General features: G+C 73.4%; 17 protein-coding genes. 11 read left to right on the top strand and 6 right to left on the bottom strand.

All coding sequences use genetic code 11. The features are described 5' to 3' along the window. Positions 1-112 precede the first annotated feature (112 nt). Together HS048_RS27590 and HS048_RS27585 are read left to right on the top strand one after the other, a co-directional pair. Positions 113-721 (top strand): PH domain-containing protein, encoded by a 609-nt coding sequence (locus HS048_RS27590; RefSeq protein WP_307832674.1) that lies wholly within the window; start codon positions 113-115, stop codon positions 719-721. Beyond that, positions 718-2409 carry a PH domain-containing protein gene (locus HS048_RS27585; protein ID WP_307832673.1) on the top strand — a complete coding sequence of 564 codons (1692 nt, stop codon included), beginning with the start codon at positions 718-720 and terminating at the stop codon, positions 2407-2409. The genes HS048_RS27590 and HS048_RS27585 overlap by 4 nt, the downstream gene beginning before the upstream one ends. Before the next feature lie 134 nt (positions 2410-2543). Here HS048_RS27585 and sepH read toward each other — a convergent pair whose 3' ends face one another. The 3 genes from sepH to HS048_RS27565 all read right to left on the bottom strand — a co-directional run bounded on the left by sepH (position 2544) and on the right by HS048_RS27565 (position 7415). After that, complete coding sequence (gene sepH / locus HS048_RS27575) at positions 2544-4214, bottom strand: septation protein SepH (protein ID WP_230881902.1); 1671 nt, start codon at positions 4212-4214, stop codon at positions 2544-2546. 687 nt (positions 4215-4901) lie between these two features. Then, entirely contained in the window at positions 4902-6203 is a 1302-nt protein-coding gene (locus HS048_RS27570) for a D-arabinono-1,4-lactone oxidase (RefSeq protein WP_196469108.1), read from the bottom strand. Between the two features lie 15 nt (positions 6204-6218). Continuing rightward, entirely contained in the window at positions 6219-7415 is a 1197-nt protein-coding gene (locus HS048_RS27565) for an MFS transporter (protein WP_196469107.1), read from the bottom strand. Between the two features lie 117 nt (positions 7416-7532). Here HS048_RS27565 and HS048_RS27560 point away from each other — a divergent pair, with 117 nt between their 5' ends. Next, positions 7533-8873 carry a lytic transglycosylase domain-containing protein gene (locus tag HS048_RS27560; protein WP_307832672.1) on the top strand — a complete coding sequence of 447 codons (1341 nt, stop codon included), beginning with the start codon at positions 7533-7535 and terminating at the stop codon, positions 8871-8873. 119 nt (positions 8874-8992) lie between these two features. Here HS048_RS27560 and HS048_RS27555 read toward each other — a convergent pair whose 3' ends face one another. Further along, on the bottom strand, positions 8993-9961 hold the full coding sequence (locus HS048_RS27555) for a ferrochelatase (RefSeq protein WP_196469529.1): 969 nt from the start codon (positions 9959-9961) through the stop codon (positions 8993-8995). A gap of 165 nt (positions 9962-10126) precedes the next feature. On the opposite strand from HS048_RS27555, the gene HS048_RS27550 reads away from it, so the two are divergent. Both HS048_RS27550 and HS048_RS27545 read left to right on the top strand, forming a co-directional pair. Beyond that, positions 10127-12103, top strand: coding sequence for a S9 family peptidase (locus tag HS048_RS27550; RefSeq protein WP_196469106.1), 1977 nt, complete (start codon positions 10127-10129; stop codon positions 12101-12103). A gap of 233 nt (positions 12104-12336) precedes the next feature. Then, complete coding sequence (locus tag HS048_RS27545) at positions 12337-13131, top strand: inositol monophosphatase family protein (protein WP_068896053.1); 795 nt, start codon at positions 12337-12339, stop codon at positions 13129-13131. Positions 13132-13265: 134 nt separating this feature from the next. Here the strand turns inward: HS048_RS27545 and HS048_RS27540 are convergent, their stop codons facing one another. Then, the gene (locus tag HS048_RS27540; RefSeq protein ID WP_189237307.1) at positions 13266-13430 is read right to left on the bottom strand and encodes a hypothetical protein; all 165 of its coding nucleotides are present in this window, start codon (positions 13428-13430) and stop codon (positions 13266-13268) included. 268 nt (positions 13431-13698) lie between these two features. Between HS048_RS27540 and HS048_RS27535 the strand changes: the two genes are divergently transcribed. The 5 genes from HS048_RS27535 to HS048_RS27515 all read left to right on the top strand — a co-directional run bounded on the left by HS048_RS27535 (position 13699) and on the right by HS048_RS27515 (position 18834). Beyond that, positions 13699-14352: a response regulator transcription factor gene (locus HS048_RS27535; RefSeq protein WP_068896051.1), complete on the top strand. Its 654-nt coding sequence runs from the start codon at positions 13699-13701 to the stop codon at positions 14350-14352. Positions 14353-14578: 226 nt separating this feature from the next. Continuing rightward, positions 14579-15937, top strand: a complete 1359-nt coding sequence (locus HS048_RS27530) for a cell wall metabolism sensor histidine kinase WalK (protein WP_068896230.1) — start codon at positions 14579-14581, stop codon at positions 15935-15937. Between the two features lie 271 nt (positions 15938-16208). Continuing rightward, positions 16209-16508, top strand: coding sequence for a DUF4193 domain-containing protein (locus HS048_RS27525; RefSeq protein ID WP_012893211.1), 300 nt, complete (start codon positions 16209-16211; stop codon positions 16506-16508). A gap of 90 nt (positions 16509-16598) precedes the next feature. Continuing rightward, a complete protein-coding gene (locus tag HS048_RS27520) occupies positions 16599-17405 on the top strand; it encodes a hypothetical protein (RefSeq protein ID WP_068896049.1) in 807 nt (268 codons plus the stop codon). A gap of 52 nt (positions 17406-17457) precedes the next feature. After that, positions 17458-18834, top strand: a complete 1377-nt coding sequence (locus tag HS048_RS27515; RefSeq protein ID WP_068896047.1) for a trehalose-6-phosphate synthase — start codon at positions 17458-17460, stop codon at positions 18832-18834. A 95-nt stretch (positions 18835-18929) separates the two neighbouring features. Here the strand turns inward: HS048_RS27515 and HS048_RS27510 are convergent, their stop codons facing one another. Further along, complete coding sequence (locus HS048_RS27510; protein ID WP_068896045.1) at positions 18930-19226, bottom strand: DUF4235 domain-containing protein; 297 nt, start codon at positions 19224-19226, stop codon at positions 18930-18932. A gap of 107 nt (positions 19227-19333) precedes the next feature. Between HS048_RS27510 and valS the strand changes: the two genes are divergently transcribed. Beyond that, a complete protein-coding gene (gene valS, locus HS048_RS27505) occupies positions 19334-21883 on the top strand; it encodes a valine--tRNA ligase (RefSeq protein WP_196469105.1) in 2550 nt (849 codons plus the stop codon). Positions 21884-22018 lie beyond the last annotated feature (135 nt).

Here is a 22018-nt window from a genome sequence, read left to right as displayed (position 1 = left end):
GCGGCGCTGACGGATCGCTGACGGATCGCTGAGGGGACCCCGCCGCGGGATCACCGGGAGGGCGCCGGTACGGCGCTCCAGCCGCCGGAACGCGACCGTCTAGGCTGGCGTTGTGAGCGACCAAACCGATACGAACGGGGACGTCACGAACGTGACGGAGCCGCCGGACCAGACCGGAGGCCGGGTCCGTCCGGCGCCGGGGCCCGGACGCGTCCCCCTGCGTGACCCCGCCAACCGCGTCTCCCGCAAGGCGATCACGTTGTGGCTGATGGAGGGGGCCGTCTGGACGGTGCTCCTGGTCGCCGGCTCCGTCCTCCTGGCGGGCTGGATCGGGGACGCCCGCTGGACCTGGTTGCCCGGCTGGATCGTGGACGAGATCGGGTTGCTCCCGTGGGCGGTGGGGATCGTCCTCGCGGCGCTGACCGTCACCGAGTCCCTCTGGCGCTACGCGGTGCACCGCTGGGAGCTCACCGGGGACGTGGTCTACGCGCGGTCCGGATGGCTCAGCAGGGACTGGGTGTTCGTCCCGGTCAGCCGGATCCAGACGGTGGACAAGGCCCAGGGCTGGTTCGAGCGCCTGCTCGGCCTGGCCACGGTCGAGATCCGTACGGCCTCCCACGCGGGGTCGTCCACGATCAAGGGCCTCGACTACGGGGTGGCCGCGGGGCTCGCGGAGGCACTCGCCCGCAGGGCCGAGGAACTGAGGGACGACGCGACGTGACCGGACCCCCGCCCCTGCCGGACCCCGGGCTGCCGGAGGCATGGCTCCCCGGTCACGGGCCCGCGGATCCCGGCCCGTCCGGCCCCGGAGGGCCGCCGCCGGTCACCCGGGCGCTGCGGCTGAGCCCGAAGGTGCTGCTGACCGATCCGATCCGGATGCTGCCCTCGCTCTTCCTGCCTCTGGTCGGCGTCCTGTTCCTCGGCGGGTTCTCGCCGGGCTCGTTCGCCTGGGCGGCGCTCGGCGTCGTCGGCTCGGTCGTCTACTCCGCCGTCCGCTGGGCGACCTTCACCTACCAGGTCGTCGGTGACCGGCTGGAGCTCACCCGGGCTCTGGTCAGCCGATCGGTGCGGACGGTCCCGCTGGAACGGATCCGCGGCGTCGACGTCAGCCACCCGCCGCTGCACCGCCTGCTCGGCATCGCCGTCCTCCGGATCGACACCGGGGCGGGCGGCGACGAGAAGCAGGAGGGGGAGCTCGACGGGGTGACCGAGGCCGAGGCGGAGCGGCTCAAGGCCGTACTGCTCTGGCACGCCCGGGCCCGCCTGGCGCGGCGCGCCGGGACCGCACCCGCGGGCGCCGGGTTCCCGGACCCCGCCGAGACGGGACCCGGCGGCGCGGAGGCGGGCGGCGAAGCCCTCCCCGGCTTCCCGGCGGCGGGCTCCGAGGCCTCCTCCTCGCTCCGCCACGAGGTCGGCGAGACGACTCCGGAGCGGATCTTCCTGGTGGTGCCGCGCAGGTGGCTCGCCTACGGTCCCCTCTCCGGGGCCTATCTGCTCACCCCCTTCGCGCTGCTGGCCGGCGCCGTGGGCGCCGCGTTCCAGTGGGGAGGGGAGCTCGGCGTCGACCGGCGGGTCATGTGGAGCGCCGTGGAGTGGCTGTGGGGGCACCGTCCCCTGCTGATCGCCGCCGTGGCGCTGCTGGTGCTGCTCACCCCGGTCATCGGCGTGGTGATGTACGCCGTGTTCAACTGGGACTTCACCCTGCGCGCCCGGGACGGTTACCTCATCGCGGAGCGGGGCCTGCTCACCCGCCGGAGCGTGTCGCTGGAACGGCGCAGGGTGCGCGGGTTCGAGCTGGTCGAGGGACTGGTCGAGCGCAGGACGGGGATGGCCAGGGCGTGGGCCATCGTGACCGGGCTGGGGGACTCGCAGACCCGCGGTCAGCTCCTGCCCGTGGTGCCCCGGGCGGTCGCGCTGGACGTGGTGGGGGAGGGGGTCGGCCCGATCACGACCGCCCTGCGGGCGCACCCCCCGGCGGCGCGCCGGCGCAGGCTGTTCCGGGCCGTCTTCCCGTGGCTGGTGGTCGCGGCGTGCGCCCTGGCTGCCGCTCTGGCCTGGTCCGGTCCCTGGTGGGGACCGGTGGCGGCGGCGCTGACGCTCGCGCTGCTCGGTGTCCCGCTCGGCCTCGACCGCTACCGCTCGCTCGGGCACGCCTACGACGGTTCCCGCCTGTCGGTGCGCTCGGGATCGCTGCGGCGCTCGCAGGCCGTGGTGGAACGGCGGGCCGTCGTCGGCTGGACGCTCAGCCAGACCTGGTTCCAGCGCAGAGCCGGCCTGCTGACCGTGGTCGCCGGAGTCGGAGCGGGGAGCGGGGGGTACGCGGCGCTGGACGTCGGGGAGGAGGAAGGCGTCGCCTTCGTCTCCGAGGTGACGCCCGACTGGCTCGCGCCGTTCGTCGTCTCGGACTGAGGCCTCTCCACCCGGGGCTCCGTCCCCCGCCCGGCGCGTTCCTGCGCCCCCGAGATCACCGGATCGTCCCCGGGTCTCCCGGAGGCCTCCGGCGCGGCCCGGGGACGCCGGGGGCGCGCCGGGCGGTTCCCCGGTCAGTCGGGGCGGCGGGCGCCGAACATGATCTCGTCCCAGGTCGGCACGGACGCCCGCCGCCCCCGGCCGCGCTTGGCCGGACGGGCCGGTGCGGGAGCGGGCTTGGGCGGCTCGGCGGGCTTGTCGGCCGGAGGCTTGTCCGCGGCCTTCTCCACCGGAGGCTTCGCGGTCTCGACCGGCTGCGCCGCGTCCTCCCGGACGGGCTCCTTGACCGGGGTCACCGGAGCCCTCCCGCGCGACCGGTCCGCGCTGACCCGGGCGGCGGGCACGGCGATCGGAGGCTCGGCCGTCCCGATCTCCTCCGTGTCCTCCTCTGTGCCCTTCTCTGTGCCCTCCTCCGAGGCCTCGGCGGCGGAGGAGACTCCCGGAGGCGCTTCGGCCGCCGCGGCGGCTGCGGCGGGGGGGTCCGCCTTCACCGGCTCGCCGCCGGCGTCCTGCTCCGGCGCTGCGGGTTCGGCGTCGGCGGTGCGCTCGGCGGTTGCGACCGGCTCGGATGAGACGGGTTCGGATGAGACGGGCTCGGAGACGAGCGTCCCGGACACGACGGAGGGGGCGCGTTCGCCGGGGCCGGCGGCCTCGGCGGCCGGTCCGGGCGGGAGCTCGGCCGGGCCGGTCTCCCCGGTCACCGCGACCGGCTCGGCCGGCGTCCGTACGGCGGGGAGGGCCCCGGAGGCCGTCGCGGCGGTCTCCCGGAGCACGGCGGGGAGAGCGGGCGGCGCGACGGGCTCGGGGGCGGCCGGGTCCGGAGCGCGCAGCGGCGGCACCGAGAGCATGGGCGGGGCCTCGAAGCCCTCCGGGAGCGGGGGCATCGGCGGACGCTCGTACGCCACGGGCGGTGCGGCCGCCGCTGCGGGCTCGGCGGGCGGATCGGCGGCGACCGGCGGGAACTCGGGCTCGTCCTGGGGCGGCTCCGGCTCGGACTCGGCGGGGGGCCGGGTGAGCGGGGAGACGGCCGGCGGCTCCTGGCGCAGCACGGAGGGGAACGACACGGGCGGCTGGCTCAGCGACTCCGGGACCAGCGGGGGGACCGGGGCGAGCTTGCTCACGACGCGGGGCACGAACGGCGTGACCGTGGTGTCCTCGGCCGGCTCGACGTACTCGCCGGCGGACAGGCGCATGGCCTCGTCGTCGTGCGGAGTGATGTGGCGCCGACGCGGATCGAAGAGCCACTCGGCGTGGCGCGTGTGGCCGTTCCACACGAAACCGAGCTTGATCCGCCAGAGGTTGTCCTCCCGCTTGGCGGAGTCCCAGTCGATCTCGTCGGCGGGCACGCCGCGCCGGGTCAGCCGCTCGGTGACCAGCTCGCCCAGGGTGGGGCCGGGCGCGGTGGCGTCGGGCAGCCGCACGGTGCAGCGTTGCGCCTGCTGGGCCATGTACTCGCGCTCCTGGAGCACGGGCCCTTCGAACCACCGCACCCGCTCGACGGGGATGCCCGCGGTGGCGGCGATCTCCTCGGCGGTCTCGCCGGCGCGGATCCGGGCCTGGATCTCCTTGGGGCGCAACGGGCTCTCCACTTCGATCTCGTACTGGCCGAGACGGGAGAAGTTGCCGCGGACGGCAGCACGGAGCCGGTCGTCGACGGGCAGCGTGAACCGGGTGCCCCGGCCGGCCGTTGCCAGCACGAGATAGGTCCCGTCCTCACTCACCGCGACGAGTCGGAGCTCCTGCATGCGAGTCCCTTCGTCGTCGTGCTCAATCTTCCCCCGGACCCTTGAGTGTCTCGCGTGTGCCGGTTGCCTGCCAGCACCGTACCCGGCATGTCCGAACATAGCCTTGCCGGAGAGGGCTCGCATCGATGTGACGCCAGTCACATTTGCTCTATTCGTCCGATTGAAGGACATTCGTGCGGAGCAGTGGATTCGGGTCCCCGACGGATTCTTCCCAATAATCTCCGGCCCCGTCGCGGACTTCGCACAAGAGCCGGGAAGCGCCTGGAGCGGGGAGGGCCGGGAAGGCGGGGGAGACGGGGGAGACGGGGGAGACGGTACGGGAGGCTCGGCCGGCGGGGCGGTCGCGCCCGCCGCGTCCTCCCCGCCCCGGCCCGCCGCCTGCTGTGCCCCGTCCCGGCCCGCCGCGCCCTGTGCCGCGTCCCGTGTCCCGTCGTCCTCCGCCGCGTCCTGCGCGGGGGCGGCCGCCGGCACGGCGGGGACCGCCGGGGCGGCGGCGGGGGCGGCGGGACGTGCCTGGCCGGGACGGCGGAGGAAGGTCATCTCCAGGGCTCCTCGGGGTAGAGCGGCGCGGGACACTGCGCAGTGTGCCCGCGGAGGAGCGCGGGGGGCCCGCGTGGACACGCGGGCGCGCCGTTCCTTGGCGGACCCTTGGGCGCGACCTTGCGGCCCGGGCCGGACGGGCGCCGCTCAGGGGCCCAGGATCCCGTCCAGATAGTCGTTGGCGAACAGCCGCTCCGGGTCCAGGCGGTCCCGCAGCGCCAGGAAGTCGGCGAACCGCGGGTAGACGGTGCCCAGGTAGGCGGCGTCGCGGGTGTGCAGCTTCCCCCAGTGGGGGCGCCCGCCGAGCCGCGTCATGATCTCCTCGACGCCCTCGAAGTACTCGGGGTGCGGCGTGGGCCGGTAGATGTGGCAGGCGAGGTAGGCGGTGTCCCTGCCGTAGGCGGTGGACAGCCACGCGTCGGAGGCCGGGGTGACCCGCACCTCGACGGGGAAGCCGATCTTCCAGTCGCGCAGCTCGATCAGGTCGCGGGTCTCGCGCAGCGCCCGGCCCAGGTGCTCGCGCGGGATGGCGTACTCCATCTCCAGGAACCGCACCTCCCGCACGCTCGTGAAGACCTTGTAGGAGGTGTCGGTACAGGTGGAGGCCGACAGCGCCGCCGCCGAGAGCGCGTTGATCCGGGGGATCGCGCCGGGGAGGCGGGCGCCGATCCGGCAGAGCGCGCCGAACAGCGTGTTCTCCAGGAACGTGTCGTCCAGCCAGCGCCTGAAGGCGCCCGGCGGGTCGGCCGGTCCGGGGCTGCGGTTGTTGCGCTTGGTGAGGCAGGTGTCGGTGTGCGGCAGCCAGAAGAAGTCCAGGTGCTCGTTGCCGGAGGTGAGGGCGTCGAGGGAGCCGAGGATCTCGCTCAGCGCCATCGGCCGCCGGGTGCTGCGCAGCAGGAACGACGGCTCCACCCGGAAGGTCACGGCGGTCAGCACGCCGAGTGCGCCCAGGCCCACCCGCGCGGCGTCGAACAGGTCCCGCTCCGCCTGATCGGCGGCGTCCGCCCGGACCGTGACGACCTCGCCGCCGGCGAGCACCATCTCCAGCTCGAGCACCTGGTCGGCCAGGCCGCCGACGTCGCGGCCGGTGCCGTGGGTGCCGGTCTGGATCGCCCCGGCCAGCGTCTGGGCGGTGATGTCGCCCATGTTGGCCAGCGCCAGGCCCATGCGGTGGAGCTCCTCGTTGAGGACCCGCAGCGGGGTGCCCGCCGCGGCGGTCACCCGGCCGTCGCCCGCCTGCAGGATCCCGGTCAGCCCGTCAGGGCGGAGCAGCAGGCCGTCGGTGAGGGCCACGCCGGTGAACGAGTGCCCGGTCCCCGTCATGCGCACCCGCCGCCCCGACGCCGCGGCGTCCCGTACGGCCCGGACCACCTCCTCGACCGAGGAGGGGGTGCGGACCTCGGCGGGCACGACGGACTGGTTGCCCGCCCAGTTACGGAACTCGCGCATGAATGTGAACGATACTCATGATTTCTGCTCCGCAACAGGGGGCCGCAGCCACGTCGAGCCCGCGACGCCGACGGCCGCGGCCAGCAGGGCGCAGAGGAAGGGGAAGGCGTAGGCGTTGGACGCGCCGAACAGGTCGGTGAGCCGTCCCGCGGCCCACGCGCCGAGCGCCACGCCGAACCCGATCGCGGTGGAGAGCCAGGACATGCCCTCGGTCAGCAGGTGGGCCGGGACCAGCCGCTCGATCAGCGCGTAGCCGGTGATGATCGTGGGGGAGATCGAGAGGCCGGCGACGAACAGCGCCACGGCCATCACCCGCAGGTCGCCGACCAGGAAGACGGGGGTGAGCCCGGCGGCGAACGTGCCCAGCGCCCGGACGAACCGGGTGCGCAGGGAGAGCTTCCAGGGCCGCGCGCCGTACCAGAGGCCGGACACCAGGCTCCCGGCCGCGAGCGCGGACAGCAGCAGCCCGCCGGCGACCGGGACGCCGCGCTCCTCGGCGAACGCCACCGTGATCAGGTCCACCGAGCCGAAGACCGCGCCCATGCCGAGGAAGACGCACGACAGCAGGGCGACCCCGGGGATCGTGATGGGGGTGCCGGAGTGCGTCCCGCCCCGGAGGGCCGGCGGCTCGGAGCCGCGCTGCAGGGCGAAGGCGAAGGTGCCGACGAGTGCGCAGACCACCACCACGATCAGGCCGACGTAGGGATTGACCATGGTCGCCAGGGAGGTGGCGAGCGCCGGGCCGGCGACGAAGATGACCTCGTCGGCGACCGACTCGAACGAGAACGCGGTGTGCAACCGGTCCGACCCGCTCAGCACGTGGGCCCAGCGGGCGCGCACCAGCGCGCCGAGGGAGACCGCCGTCGCGCCCGCCACCAGGCCCGAGGCGAACAGCGTCCAGGCGGGCGCACCGGCCTGTGCGCAGAGCATCAGCGCGATCAGCGCGCTCCCGTGCGCGAAGGTCAGCGGGACGATTACCCTGGCCTGACCGAACTTGTCCACCAGGCGCCCGGAGAAGGGCGCGGCGACGGCATAGGAGACGCTGACGGTGGCTGCGACCGCGCCCGCCATGCCGTACGACCCCGTCAGGGTCTCGACGAGCACGATGATGCCCAGTCCCAGCATCGACATCGGCATCCGCCCGACGAAGCCCGAGATCACGAAACCCTTGACTCCGGGCGTGCTGAACAGCTCCCGGTACGGCCCGACCACCGATTTTCCCCTTCCGCACGCCCCAGGCGTGGATCGCACTGACGATTTCGCACCAGACGGCAGCCCGGCAAGTGGTTTTCCACGCAACGGTGTGCTGTACGGCCCGCTGAGGCAAACGTGACCGAGCGTCAGAGTCTTCCCAGGTCGCGGGTGTTCATGGTGGTCCTGGCCGGATCGCTCGCGCTGACCGCCGCCGCGGGGGCGGTGGCGGTGGCGGTCGGGGCCACCGGGCCGGCCGCGGTTACGGAGACGGCGCCCGGTACGGCGGACGCCGCCCGCGCGGGCGTCTCCGACCTGAGGGAGCTCTCCCCGCGGAGGGCCTCCACGGCGACCGCCTCCGCCCCGGCCGTCCGCACCACCGGAGGCACCGGCACGGCCGGGGACACCGGGGACACCGGCGCGGCCGGGGGCACCCGGGACGCCGGCGCGGCCGGGGACGCCGGCGGGCCCGGCGCCGCCCCGACCCCGCCCCGGCTGCTGGTCATCTCCCGGTCCACCCTGCCCCAGCAGACCAGGGACGACATCGCGGGACTGGAGCACGTCCGCAAGGTCGACGCGTTCGACGGCGGCTCCGTACGGGTCTCCGGGGTCGGGCTGAACCTGCTCGCGGTGGACCCCGCCCGCTTCCGCGCCTGGGCGCCGAAGGCGGTGGCGGACGAGCAGGGCGTGTGGGACGCGCTGGCCAGGGGGGAGCTCGTCGCCGACGGCGCGGCGGTCCGGCGGCTCGGACTGGCCCTCGGCTCGCACTACCAGGTGGACGGCGGGCCCCGGCTCCGGGTCGCCGCCTCCGCCCGCTTCGGGCTGCCCGGCGTGGACGGCCTGGTGGGGCAGGAGACCGGCCGGCGGCTGGGGCTGCTGCCCGGCGTGGCGCTGCTGGTGCACGGCCCGGCGAAGGCGACGGACGCGCTCGGCGCCGGGGTGCGCAAGCTGCTGGGCGCGGGCTCGCAGGTCGTGCCGCTCGCGGGCGGTGCGGGCGGCACGGCGCGGGCGAAGGCCGGCACCGGGACCGGTACGGGAACGGGGACCGGGACGGAGACGGCGTCCCGGCCGCAGGCGGCGCGCCGGGCGTCGGTCGGGCGGCCCGGCAGCTACCTGGAGCTGTACCGGAAGGCGGCGGAGGTCTGCCCCGGCCTGTCGTGGACCGTGCTGGCCGCGATCGGCCAGGTGGAGAGTTCGCACGGGCGCAACAACGGCCCGTCCTCGGCGGGTGCGCAGGGTCCGATGCAGTTCATGCCGGCCACCTGGAAGGCCTACGGCGTGGACGGCGACGGCGACGGCGTCAGGGACATCTGGAGTCCCTACGACGCCGTCCCCGGCGCGGCCAACTACCTGTGCGCCAACGGCGCGGGCCAGGGCGGGAAGAAGCTGGAGAAGGCCGTCTGGTTCTACAACCACTCGTGGTCGTACGTCAGGAAGGTCCTGGGCATCGCCGAGGCCTACGCCCGCACCTATCCGTGACCGCGCCCGCCGCGGGATCGCGCCCGCTCGTGGAGCACGCCCGTCTGCGGAGCACGCCCGCCCGTGGCGCGTCGGCCCGGGCGCGGCGGCGCCGCCCGGCGGCGAAGGCGGCCGCCGGTCTATCCGTGGGCGCGGCGGCGCGGCGGCGCCGGGCAGCAGCCGGGCGGGCAGGCCGGCGGCTCCGGCTCGGCCAGCAGTTCGCCGACCACCGCGACGAAGCTCGGGTGGGTGCCCACGGTCGCGGCCCTGGCCAGCGGGAGGCCGATCTCCCGGGCGAGGTCCGCCGCCTCCACGTCGAGGTCGTAGACGACCTCCATGTGGTCGGAGACGAAGCCGATCGGGACCAGTACCACCGCCGGGGCGCCGAGCCCGCGCAGGTGGTCGCAGACGTCGGGCTCCAGCCACGGGACGTGCGGCGGGCCGCTGCGGCTCTGCCAGACCAGGTCCCACCCGCGGTCGCCGCCCAGCCCGGTCACGACCAGCTCGGCGGCCCGGCGCAGCTGCGCCTCGTAGGCCCCGCCGTCCGGCCCGGACGTCGCGGCCATCGAGATCGGGACGCTGTGCGCGGTGAAGACCAGCCGCGCGCCGTCCCGGTGCTCGGCGGGCAGGCGCTCCAGGGCCTCGCGGGTGTGGTCGACCATGGCCGCGACGAAGCCGGGGCGGTCGTAGTAGTGGGGGAGCTTGACGACCTCCGGGGCGCCCTCCACGGCCGCGCGGGCCAGGGCGATGTCGTCGAGGTACTGCCGGCAGGCCGAGTAGGAGCTGTAGGCCGAGGTCACGAAGGCCGCGGCCCGCTTCACCCCGTCGGCGGCCATCCGCCGGAGCGTGTCCTCCAGATAGGGGTGCCAGTTGCGGTTGCCCCAGTAGACCGGCAGGTCGACGGTCGGCTCGACGGCCGCGATCAGGTCGCGGCACTGCTGGTTGATCGGGCTGACCCCGCCGAAGCGCTGGTAGTGCGCCTCGACCTCCAGCAGGCGCTCGCGGGGGACGTCGCGGCCCCGCACGACGTTCTCCAGGAACGGCATCACGTCGTCCGGCTTCTCCGGACCTCCGAACGAGACGACGAGCAGCGCGTCGTAGCTCCCCACAGCACTCCCCACGGTTCCCACGGTGCCCACGGCCTTCATCCAACCGTATGCCCGGGCCGCCCCTCGCATCGCCATGACCGGTGTTTCGCGCGGGACGGCCGCGTGGATGCATGAACCGGGACCCGATGTAGAGGTAAGTTCGGGAAGGTGACCCCTTTTTCTGACATGCGTGACTATGTCGGCGTGCCGCGGGTGGCTTCCCTGCGGCTCTCCCCGGACGGAACCCGTCTGGTGAGCGTGGTGCAGTCCCTCAACCCGGACGGCAGGAGCTACGGGACGTCGCTGTGGGAGATCCCCCTCGACGGGCGCTCGCCGTACCGGCTGACCAGGTCCGTCAAGGGCGAGGCCGGCGCCGAGTTCACCGCCGGCGGTGACGTCCTGTTCGGCTCGCGCCGCCCCGACCCGACGGCCAAGGACCCCGGTGACCCCGACGGCGAGGTCCCCGCGCTCTGGCTGCTCCCCATGGGCGGGGGCGAGGCCCGCCAGGTCGCCTCCCGGCCCGGCGGGATCGCCGGCTTCGCGACCGGCGGCTCCGTCGTCGTCTTCGCCTCCGACGTGCTCGCGGGCGACGAGGCCACCGAGAGCGACCGGCGCAAGGCCCGCAAGGACGCCGGGATCAGCGCGATCCTGCACGAGAGCTACCCGGTGCGCTACTGGGACCACGACCTGGGCCCCGGCGAGACCCGCCTGTTCGCCGGCGTCCTGGGCGAGGACCGGCTGACCGGGATCAGGGACCTCACCCCCGAGCCGGGCAAGGCGCTGGGCAACGCCTCCTACGAGGTGGTCCCGGACGGCGGCACGGTCGTCACCACCTGGACGGTCCCGCTGCCGGGCGGGGAGCTCCGCACCGAGCTGGTCGCGATCGAGACCGCGGACGGCGGCGCCCGCCGGGTCCTGGCGGGCCAGGACGGCCACGACTTCGAGGGGCCGCTCGCGGTCTCGCCCGACGGCCGCCTGGTCGCCTGCGTGCGCAGCGGCCACGCCTCCGTCACCGAGATCCCCGAGGTCACGCTCTGGATCGTCGACCTGGAGACCGGCGAGGGGCACGCCGCGGGCGGCGACCTGTGGCCGTCGGACATGGTATGGGCCCCCGACTCGGCCTCGCTGTACGTGGCCGCCGACCACCTCGGCCGCCGTCCCGTCTTCCGCGTCCCGGCCGACGGCTCCGAGCCGGTACGGCTCACGCCCGACGACGCCGCCTACTCCTCGCTCAACGCGGCCCCCGACGGGAGCCTCTACGCGCTGCGCAGCGCCGTGGACCGGCCGGCCGGCCCGGTGCGGATCACCACCGGGGGCACCGGCGCGGTGGAGGAGCTGCCCTCCCCGGCGCCCGCGCTGGAGCTGCCCGGCACGCTCACCGAGGTCACCGCGACCGCCGACGACGGCGCGGAGATCCGGGCCTGGCTGGTGCTGCCCGAGGGCGCCTCGGCGGAGAACCCGGCGCCGTTCCTGCTCTGGATCCACGGCGGCCCGCTGTCCAGCTGGAACGACTGGTCCTGGCGGTGGAACCCGTGGATCATGGCGCGGCAGGGCTACGCCGTCCTGCTGCCCGACCCGTGCCTGTCCACCGGCTACGGACCGGAGATGATCCGGCGCGGCTGGGCGGACTGGGGCCCGCGCACCCACGCCGACCTGATGGCGATCACCGACGCGGCGCTGGAGCGGCCCGAGGTCGACGCCGCGCGCACCGCGGCGATGGGCGGCTCCTTCGGCGGCTACATGGCCAACTGGGTGGCCGGGCACACCGACCGGTTCAAGGCGATCGTCACCCACGCCTCGCTCTGGCACCTGGACCAGTTCGCCGGGACCACCGACGCCTCCATGTACTGGCAGCGCGAGTTCGGCAGGCCCGGCACCGAGCTGTACACCAAGCTCTCCCCGCACCTGTCCCTGGACAGGATCACCACGCCGATACTGGTTATCCACGGGGACAAGGACTACCGGGTGCCGATCGGCGAGGGGCTGCGCCTCTGGTGGGACCTGCAGCGTACCGGCGTGGAGTCGAAGTTCCTCTACTTCCCCGACGAGAACCACTGGGTGCTCAAGCCGGGCAACGCGGTCGTCTGGTACGAGACGGTGCTCGCCTTCCTCGCCCAGCACGTCCTCGGCCAGGAGTGGAAGCGGCCCGAGTCGCTGTCGTGAACCCCGTCTGAACCCTGCCGCGGGCCCCGTCGCGGTCACCGTCGCGGGCCCCGTGCGGTCACCGTCGTGGACACCGTGCGGTCACCGTCGTGGACACCGTGCGGTCACCGTCGTGGACACCGTGCGGGCGCCGTCGCCGGCGCCGCCGGTCCGCCCGCCGTGAACCCGGTGCGGCGGGCGGACCGGCGCACCGGGCACGATGGGGCCGACGAGTGAGAGGATCGGGGAACGACATGAGCACTGCCGCTGACTTCCTGGGACTGGCGGAGAGGATCGCCCGCGAGGCCGGGGAGATGCTCCTGGCCGAGCGGCCGGCCCGGCCCGAGGTGCTGGCCACCAAGTCCAGCTCCACCGACGTGGTGACGGCGCTGGACCGGGCCTCGGAGGAGCTGATCCGCGCCAGGATCAAGGAGGTCAGACCGGACGACGCGATCCTCGGCGAGGAGGGCGGCGTCACCGGCGAGGGAAGGGTGCGCTGGGTCGTCGACCCGATCGACGGCACGGTCAACTTCCTGTACGGCGTGCCGGAGTGGGCGGTGAGCATCGCGGTGGAGGTCGACGGTGAGATCGTCGCGGGCGTGGTGAACATCGTGCCCCGCGGCGAGGTCTTCACCGCGGCCCGAGGCGGGGGCGCGTGGCTGGCCGGTGAGCGGCTGCGCTGCAACAGCGGGGTGCCGCTGGACCAGGCGCTGATCGCCACCGGCTTCGGCTACGAGCCCGGCAGGCGCGCGGTCCAGGCGGAGGTGCTCGCGCACGTGCTGCCGCGGGTGCGCGACATCCGCCGGAGCGGTTCGGCGGCCTCGGACCTGTGCGCGCTGGCCGCCGGACGGGTGGACGGATACTACGAGCGCGGCCCGCAGGAGTGGGACTACGCGGCCGGGGGGCTCGTCGCCGCCGAGGCGGGGGCCAGGCTCGGCGGGTTGCACGGCAAGCCGTGCAACCCGGGGCTGACGCTGTGCGCGGCGCCCGGGCTCTTCGAGGAACTGCACGACCTGCTGGCCCCGCTGGATCCCGAGCGGGACGCCTGATCCGGGGTCCGGGCACACGGGAAGGCGCCCCCCGCCGCGGTCGCGCCGAGGCCGGCCGTGGTGGGGTCCGGCAGACGGGAAGGCGCCCTCCCCGAGCGGGGAGGGCGCCTTCCGCGGTGGTCAGGGCCTGATGGTCAGGGCTGGAGTGGGATGCCGTTGTCGGTGGCCAGCCGGCGCAGATCCTCGATCTCTGCGGTGAGCGTGTCGGCGAAGTAGTCGTCACCGGTGGACCTGGCCTCCTGCAGGTTCTTGTAGGCCTGGTCGAGGCGGTGTTCGATCGTGGTCGTGAACTCGCCCATCTCACCTTCTCTCTCACGGGGTCCGAAGGGCGTTCGGCAAAAGGGTGTAGGACCGCTGTACCCAGTGCCCGGCATGTCCTAAACATGGGTGTGCGATACGTCACCGGCGGCGCACCCGTCATGGTGCGGGCCTTACCGCAGGCTTACGCAGGCTGCGGCGACAATGGGGTGATGGCGGGAGACCGTCCGGCGACGCGGGTTCTCCCGGCCGTCCCCCGGTGTTCCCCGAAGTGTTCCCAGAGGTTTTCCAGTGGAGGTGCCAGGGGCCGTGCGGGTGCTTGTGGTTGAGGACGAGCGGGTGCTCGCGGACGCGATCGCGACCGGGCTCCGGCGCGAGGCCATGGCCGTGGACGTCGCCTACGACGGCGCCGGCGCGCTGGAGCGGGCGAGCTACATCGACTACGACGTGATCGTGCTGGACCGGGACCTGCCCAAGGTCCACGGGGACGAGGTCTGCCGCCGCCTGGTGGCGGAGCGGACCGCCTCCCGGATCCTGATGCTGACCGCCTCGGGCGACGTCGACGACAAGGTGGAGGGGCTGGGGCTGGGCGCCGACGACTACCTGGCCAAGCCGTTCGTCTTCATCGAGCTGGTCGCCCGGGTCAGGGCGCTCGGCCGCCGCTCGGCCCCGGCGCTCCCGCCGGTGCTGGAGCGCTCCGGGATCCGGCTGGACCCGGGCAAGCGGCTGGTGACCAGGGACGGCGCGGAGGTCGCCCTGACCAAGAAGGAGTTCGCGGTCCTGGAGGAGCTGATGCGCGCCGAGGGCGCGGTCGTCAGCCAGGAGGACCTGCTGGACAAGGCCTGGGACGAGAACATCGACCCGTTCACCAACGTGGTGCGGGTGACCATGATGACCCTGCGGAAGAAGCTGGGCGAGCCGCAGGTGATCGAGACGGTGCCCGGGGTCGGATACCGGCTGTGAGCGGGTGCTGCGGGCCGCGGGCCGGTGCGCGGCCGGGACGGGGGATGTCGTGAGCGGGGCTCCGGAGGAGCGGCCGGCGGCGGGCCGGGAGGGACGGGCGCCGGACGGAGAGGGGCGGGCGCCGCAGGAGCGGCCGGAGGCGCCGCGGGGTCCGTCGGACCCGCGGAACCCGGCGGGCCGTGCGGGCGCCGCGGGTTCGCCGGCTCCGCCGGGCCCGCCGGACCAGATGGGACGGCCACCGTTCGGTCCGGCGGAGGAGATCGGACAGGCCGTGCCGACCCACCCGATGATCAGCCCGCACTCCGAACGCGGGGAGCGCGGGGCCCCGCAGGCGGTGACCGCCGTTCGCAGGACCGGGACCCCGCCGCCGCCGAGCGGCCCGCCCGCCTGGGACGGCCCGCCCCCGGTGGGCGCCTCGCCCGTCCGGGTCTCCCCCCTGGACAGGGTGAAGCGGATCACGGACCGCGTCAGCATCCGGTGGCGGCTCACCCTCACCTACGGCGCGCTGTTCTTCGTGGCGGGCGCGCTGCTGCTGTTCGTGATGTACGTGATGGTCGCCTGGGCCATCGACGTGGCCTGGCCCCCGCACACCGCCTTCGACTACCCGCCGGAGGACGAGTGGAAGGTCAAGCAGTACTGGGCGCTGCAGCGCGACAGCGCGATCATCGTCGCCCGGCAGCACATGCTCACCAGGTCCCTGCTGGCGCTGGTCGGGCTCGGCATCCTCGCGTTGATCATCGGTTACGTCGTCGCAGACCGGGCGCTCAAGCCGATCCAGCAGATGACCACCACCGCCCGCACGCTCTCCGACTCCACCCTCGCCCACGAGCGCATCGACCTCAAGGGCCCCAACGACGAGCTCAAGGAGCTGGCCGACACCTTCGACGCCATGCTGACCCGGCTCAACGTGGCGTTCGACGCGCAGCGCAGGTTCGTGGCCAACGCCTCGCACGAGCTGCGCACCCCGCTGACGATCAACCGGACCGTCCTGGAGATCGCACTGGGCGACCCCGAGGCGTCGGCGGACCTCAAGACGCTGGGCCGTACCCTCCTGGAGGTCAACGCCCGCAACGAGCGCCTCATCGAGGGACTGCTCCTGCTCGCCCGCAGCGAGCGCGAGCTGAGCGTGCGCAAGCCGGTGGACGTGAAGGAGGTGGCCGAGACCGCGGTGGAGCAGCTCGCCCCGCGCGCGGAGGAGGCCGGTGTCACGGTCGTCGCCGAGCTGAGGAACGCCGAGACCGTCGGCGATCCGGTGCTCCTCGAGCGATGCGTGGCCAACCTGGTGGAAAACGCCATCAAGCACAATCTCCCAGAATCCGGAAAAGTCTGGGTGCGAACGGGAATGGTGGAAGGCGCACTGGTTGTTCAGGTGGCCAATACGGGGCCGCACGTCCCCGCGTACGAGGTGAACAGCCTGTTCGAGCCGTTCCGGCGGCTCAATGCCGACCGGGTCGATTCGGCCAAGGGGGCGGGACTCGGGCTGTCCATCGTCCGAGCGGTCGTGCGGGCTCACGGAGGCAACGTGGCCGCCGTCCCCAGGGACGGAGGCGGTCTCGTGGTGACCGTGAGACTTCAGCCGCGTTGATCCGGCGGGGGGCGTCTCGCTCGCGCCGTACATGTGGTTGGATGTGCCGTCGAACACGGTGGTGCATGCTGCCAATGCTGTGGTTTACGCCATATTTGGCTAACCATGCCCATTGGTGGCGGGTCCCTCGCGTGTGAGGAGGTTCGGCGACCATTCCGACGGGGTACCCCAGCAGGAATCTCTCCGTCGGTTCGGGCACAAGACGGACCTCTCGTACGTTACAACGCGCGAGCGAGCGCAGACAGATAGATGAGGGGGATGGAGCAGACCGATGGCTACCGATTACGACAGTCCACGCAAGACCGACGACGACCTCAACGAGGACAGTCTTCAGGAACTGCAGGCGCGCCGTACCGACAAGTCCTCGGGCAGCATCGACATCGACGAGACCGACCTCGCCGAGTCGCTCGAGCTGCCGGGTGCGGACCTGTCGAACGAGGAGCTCTCGCTCCGGGTGATTCCTCGCCAGGCCGACGAGTTCACCTGCGCGCGTTGTTTCCTGGTGCATCACCGCAGTCAGCTCGCCGTCGAGAGGAACGGCCAGCAGATCTGCCGGGAGTGCGCGGCCTGACGACCGTTCCGACGGCCTGTCCGAAGGTGTGTCCCTTCACCCAAGGGTAGAGGGCCGCGACCGAGGACAGCCTTGAGGAGGTTCCGCGACATGACGTCGGAGAACGAACAGACCGGTGCCGGGTCGGCCGGCTCCACGGCCGGGGGGCCGGCCGACGCACCGGAGCGTGAGGTCGCCGAGCTCGTCGGCAGGCTCGCCGATCCCGGCGAGATGGACGGAGCCGAGCGGCGGCGGCTGCTCGGCCGTCTGACGGCGGCGCTCGCCGACGGCGCGAAGAAGGCCAAGGCGTCCGGGGTGGGCCGGGGACGCTGGCTCGCGGACGTCTTCATGGCCGTGGCGCCCCGCATCCCCATCCGCGACCTGGCCACCCTCTCCGAGCACCACCACGGGCTCGTCGCCGAGGAGCTCGCCGACGACCTCGCCCGCACCGCGGCCAAGGCCACCATGGCGGTCGGCGCGATCGGCGGAGCCCTCGCGGCCGCCGAGTTCGCCGCCCCGCCCCTGCTGCTCTCCGCCCCCGCCCAGCTCGTGGCCGAGACCCTGGTGGTCGCAGCCATCGAGGTCAAGCTCATCGCGGAGCTGCACGAGGTGTACGGCGTGCAGGTTCCCGGCACCGGCGCGCAGCGGGCCGTGGCGTTCGTGACGGCCTGGTCCAAGCAGCGCGGCGTGGACCCCCTGACCCCCGCCTCCGTCACCATCGCCCTGGGCACCGCGGCCAAGACCGCGCTGCGCAACCGCCTGATGCGCACGCTCGGGCGGCACCTCACCACGTTCGGGCCCTTCCTGACCGGAGCGGTGGCCGGAGGCGCGCTCAACCGGGCCGCCACCCGGAAGCTGGCGGTCACGGTCCGTGACGACTTGCGTCGACACCGTGCTCTACCGTCCGGAAAGTCATAAAATCACCTAAATGGGGTAGTTGCTGAAGCAAGTCAACTATCTGGAGGATTTTGTGACGAGCACCAGCTCGTTCCTGATCGTCGCCAACCGTCTCCCCGTCGACCGGGTCGGAGACGACATGTGGCGGCGCAGCCCCGGTGGCCTGGTCACCGCGATCGCCCCTGTGCTGCAGCGCAGGGAGGGCGCCTGGATCGGCTGGCACGGCGCCCCCGACGAGCGGCTCGACCCCTTCGACCACGACGGCATGCACCTGATCCCGGTGCCCCTGTCGAGGCAGGAGGTCGAGCTCTACTACGAGGGCTTCTCCAACGCCACCCTCTGGCCGCTCTACCACGACGTGGTCGCCACGCCCGTCTACTCCCGGGTCCTGTGGGACGCCTACCGCACGGTCAACGAGCGCTTCGCCCAGGCCGCCGCCGAGGCCGCCGCGCCCGGCGCGGTGGTGTGGGTGCAGGACTACCAGCTCCAGCTGGTCCCCGCGATGCTCCGCAGGCTCCGCCCCGACCTGCGCATCGGCTTCTTCCTGCACATCCCGTTCCCGCCCGGCGAGCTCTTCCAGCAGCTCCCGTGGCGGCGGGAGATCCTGGAGGGCCTGCTCGGCGCCGACCTCGTCGGCTTCCAGCGGCCCGGCGGGGCGTCCAACTTCGTCCGGCTCTGCCGGCGCATGCTGGGCATGTCGCACCAGAAGCACGAGATCTACACCGAGGACGGCCGGACGGTGCGGGCCGGGGCGTTCCCCATCTCCGTGGACTTCGGCGAGCTCGACTCCCTGGTCCGCGAGCCGCACATCATCGCCAGGGCCAAGGAGATCCGCGCGGAGCTGGGCGAGCCGGAGCAGGTGCTGCTGGGCGTGGACCGCCTCGACTACACCAAGGGCATCGGCCAGCGGCTGAAGGCCTTCGGCGAGCTGCTCGCCGAAGGCGCGGTCAAGCCGGGCGAGGCGGCCTTCGTGCAGATCGCGACGCCCAGCCGCGAGCGGGTCGAGGAGTACATCCGGCTGCGCGACTCGATCGAGCTGCAGGTCGGCCGGATCAACGGCGAGCAGGGGGAGCTGGGCCAGCAGCCGGTCCAGTACCTCCACCAGTCCTACGGGCGGGACGAGCTGGCCGCGCTGTACCTGGCGGCGGACGTGATGGTGGTGACGCCGCTGCGCGACGGGATGAACCTGGTCGCCAAGGAGTACATCGCCTGCCGGAACGACCTGCGCGGAGCGCTGGTGCTCAGCGAGTTCGCCGGAGCCGCCGACGAGCTCCGCCAGGCGTTCATGGTGAACCCGTACGACGTCGACGGGCTCAAGCGGACGATGCTGGCCGCCATGCGGGCCACGCCGCACGACCTGTCCCGGCGGATGCGCTCGCTGCGCCGCCGGGTGGCCACCTACGACGTGGACCACTGGGCCAAGGAGTTCCTCACGGCGCTGGAGGCCTGAGCGGCTCCGGAGCTCTGAGCGGCTCCGGAGTCCTGACCGCTCCCCGCGGTGGCCCGCACCGCGGGGAGGGTGCACCGTGGGGAGGGCGCCCCGCCTCAGTCGACGACGTCGCGGGCGGCGTCCTTCAGCGCCCGCCAGGCGTCGTAGCGCCTCCTGGCGGTGCGGGCCATCACGATCTGCGCCACCTGCATGCCCACGCCCATCACCACGGCGTAGCCGATCGCCTCGGCGAGGCTGACGTCGAGGGAGTCGTGGTCCGCCGGGGGCTTCTTGCCCGTCGTCTTCTCCCAGACGACCGACAGGACCTTCTTGGCGGCCCACGCCGTGGCGAACCCCACCAGGCCGCCGACGGCCTTCCACGCCAGGTCCTGCTTCTCCTTCTCGTCGGTCACAGTGCTCCTCCTCCTCGACGGCGGCGCCGCATCCGATGATTCCCCTCGGATAACGAACACTAGTCTCCTTCAGCGGCGGATCAGGTGAAGCCATACCATCAGGAGGCATGACGAACCAGCGATCACTCCATGCGCCCATGCCCGAGAAACCGACTCTCGCCGGCCTGGAGTCCGTATGGGCGGCCCGCTGGGAGGCCGAGGGCACCTACCGCTTCGACCGCTCGCGCACGCGGGACGAGGTCTACTCGATCGACACCCCGCCGCCGACGGTCTCCGGGTCCCTGCACGTCGGCCACGTCTTCTCCTACACCCACACCGACGCGGTCGCCCGCTTCCAGCGGATGCGCGGCCGCGAGGTCTTCTACCCGATGGGCTGGGACGACAACGGCCTGCCCACCGAGCGGCGCGTGCAGAACCACTTCGGCGTGCGCTGCGACCCGTCCGTCCCCTACGACCCGGACTTCCGGCCCCCGGCCGAGCCCGGGAAACAGCAGATCCCGATCAGCCGCCGCAACTTCATCGAACTGTGCGAGAAGCTCACCATCTCCGACGAGAAGGCCTTCGAGGAGCTGTGGCGGCGCCTGGGCCTGTCGGTCGACTGGTCCATGACCTACGCCACCATCGACGGCCGCGCGCGGGCCGCCTCCCAGCGCGCGTTCCTGCGCAACCTCGCCCGCGGCGAGGCCTACCTGGCCGAGGGGCCCACCCTCTGGGACGTCACCTTCCGCACGGCCGTGGCCCAGGCCGAGCTGGAGGACCGCGAGCACCCCGGCGCGTTCCACCGGATCGGCTTCACCGCGCCGTCGGGGGAGCGGGTCTGGATCGAGACGACCCGGCCCGAGCTGATCCCGGCCTGCGTCGCCCTGGTGGCACATCCCGACGACGAGCGCTACCGGCCGCTGTTCGGCACCACGGTCCGCACCCCGCTGTTCGGGGTCGAGGTGCCGGTGCTCGCCCACCACCTGGCCGAGCCCGACAAGGGGTCCGGCATCGCGATGGTCTGCACCTTCGGCGACCTCACCGACGTCCTGTGGTGGCGGGAGCTCGACCTGCCCACCCGGGGGGTCGTCGGCCGGGACGGACGGCTGCTCCCCGAGCCGCCCCAGGGCGTGCCCGCCGAGCCGTACGGCGAGCTGGCGGGGAGGACCGCGCACGGAGCCCGCGAGCGGATCGTGGAGCTGCTGCGCGCCTCCGGCGAGATGGAGGGCGAGCCCCGGCCGGTGAAGCGGCCGGTGAAGTTCTACGAGAAGGGCGACAAGCCCCTGGAGATCGTCACCACCCGCCAGTGGTACATCCGCAACGGCGGGCGGGACCGCGCGCTGCGCGAGGAGCTGCTGGCCCGGGGCGCCGAGCTGGCCTGGCACCCGCCGCACATGAAGGCCCGCTACGACAACTGGGCCGAGGGCCTGGCGGGCGACTGGCTGATCTCCCGGCAGCGCTTCTTCGGCGTGCCCATCCCGGTGTGGTACCCGCTGGACTCGGGCGGGGAGCCCGACCGCTCCTCGCCCATCCTCCCCGACGAGTCCCTGCTCCCGATCGACCCCTCCAGCGACGTGCCGCCCGGCTACACCGAGGACCAGCGCGGCAAGCCGGACGGCTTCACCGGCGACCCGGACGTCATGGACACCTGGGCCACCTCCTCGCTGACCCCGCAGATCGCCGGCGGCTGGGAGCGGGACGAGGACCTGTTCCGGCGGGTCTTCCCGATGGACCTGCGCCCGCAGGGCCACGACATCATCCGCACCTGGCTGTTCTCCACCGTGGTCCGCTCCCACCTGGAGCAGGGCGTGCTGCCCTGGCGCAACGCCGCCCTCTCCGGCTGGATCCTGGACCCCGACCGCAAGAAGATGTCCAAGTCCAAGGGCAACGTCGTCACGCCGATGCACCTGCTGGAGGAGTACGGCTCCGACGCGGTCCGCTACTGGGCCGCCAGCGGCCGCCCCGGCACCGACACGGCCTTCGACACCGGCCAGATCAAGGTCGGCCGCCGTCTGGCGATCAAGATCCTGAACGCCTCGCGGTTCGTCCTGGGCTTCGGTGACCCGGACGGGCCGGAGACCCGGCACGCCGAGGTGACCGAGCCGCTGGACCTGTCCATGCTGGCCCGGCTGGACGAGGTGGTCCGCGAGGCCACCGAGGCGTTCGAGGCCTACGACTACACGCGGGCGCTGGAGCGGACCGAGCGGTTCTTCTGGGAGTTCTGCGACGACTACCTGGAACTGGTCAAGGCCAGGGCGTACGGCGGGGAGCCGGGGGAGTCCGGCGGGGCGGCCGCCCGCTCGGCCCACGCGGCGCTGCGTGAGGCGCTGGACGTCGTGCTCCGGCTGTTCGCGCCGTTCCTGCCGTTCGTCACCGAGGAGGTCTGGTCGTGGTGGCGGGAGGGCTCGGTCCACCGGGCCGCCTGGCCCGTGCCCGCCGCCCGCGACGGCGACCCGGAACTGCTCCCCGTCGTGGCCGGCGTCCTCGGCCGGATCCGCAGGGCCAAGTCCGACGCCAAGCTCTCCATGCGCGCCGAGGTCTCCCGGCTGACCGCCCGCGGCGCCCGGGCGGACCTGCTGCGGCGGGCGCAGGACGACCTGTGCGGCGCCGGCGCCGTCGAGGAGTTCGTCCTGGAGCCCGGCGAGGGCGACCTCGCCGTGGAGGTGATCCTGGCCTGACGCGGAGTGCGCCGAGGAGGCGCGCCGGCGGGGAGGACGCGAGAGCACACGACTCTGTCCTCCCCGTCGGCCGTTCCCGGCGTACGGTCGAACCACGACAGGTGAGGGAGGACAGAGATGACGCCAGGATGCGGC

It is taken from the genome of Planomonospora sp. ID91781, assembly GCF_015711595.1.
GTDB classification, from domain to species: Bacteria; Actinomycetota; Actinomycetes; order Streptosporangiales; family Streptosporangiaceae; genus Planomonospora; species Planomonospora parontospora.
This window is presented reverse-complemented; position numbering and strand designations above follow the sequence as displayed.

Excerpts from the sequence above, each read along its gene's own strand:
- sepH (WP_230881902.1), bottom strand. The coding sequence starts at position 4,214 with ATGCAGGAGCTCCGACTCGTCGCGGTGAGTGAGGACGGGACCTATCTC.
- HS048_RS27570 (WP_196469108.1), bottom strand. The coding sequence starts at position 6,203 with ATGCGCGAGTTCCGTAACTGGGCGGGCAACCAGTCCGTCGTGCCCGCC.
- HS048_RS27550 (WP_196469106.1), top strand. The coding sequence starts at position 10,127 with ATGCGTGACTATGTCGGCGTGCCGCGGGTGGCTTCCCTGCGGCTCTCC.
- HS048_RS27545 (WP_068896053.1), top strand. The coding sequence starts at position 12,337 with ATGAGCACTGCCGCTGACTTCCTGGGACTGGCGGAGAGGATCGCCCGC.
- HS048_RS27540 (WP_189237307.1), bottom strand. The coding sequence starts at position 13,430 with ATGGGCGAGTTCACGACCACGATCGAACACCGCCTCGACCAGGCCTAC.
- HS048_RS27530 (WP_068896230.1), top strand. The coding sequence starts at position 14,579 with ATGGGACGGCCACCGTTCGGTCCGGCGGAGGAGATCGGACAGGCCGTG.
- HS048_RS27525 (WP_012893211.1), top strand. The coding sequence starts at position 16,209 with ATGGCTACCGATTACGACAGTCCACGCAAGACCGACGACGACCTCAAC.
- HS048_RS27520 (WP_068896049.1), top strand. The coding sequence starts at position 16,599 with ATGACGTCGGAGAACGAACAGACCGGTGCCGGGTCGGCCGGCTCCACG.
- valS (WP_196469105.1), top strand. The coding sequence starts at position 19,334 with ATGACGAACCAGCGATCACTCCATGCGCCCATGCCCGAGAAACCGACT.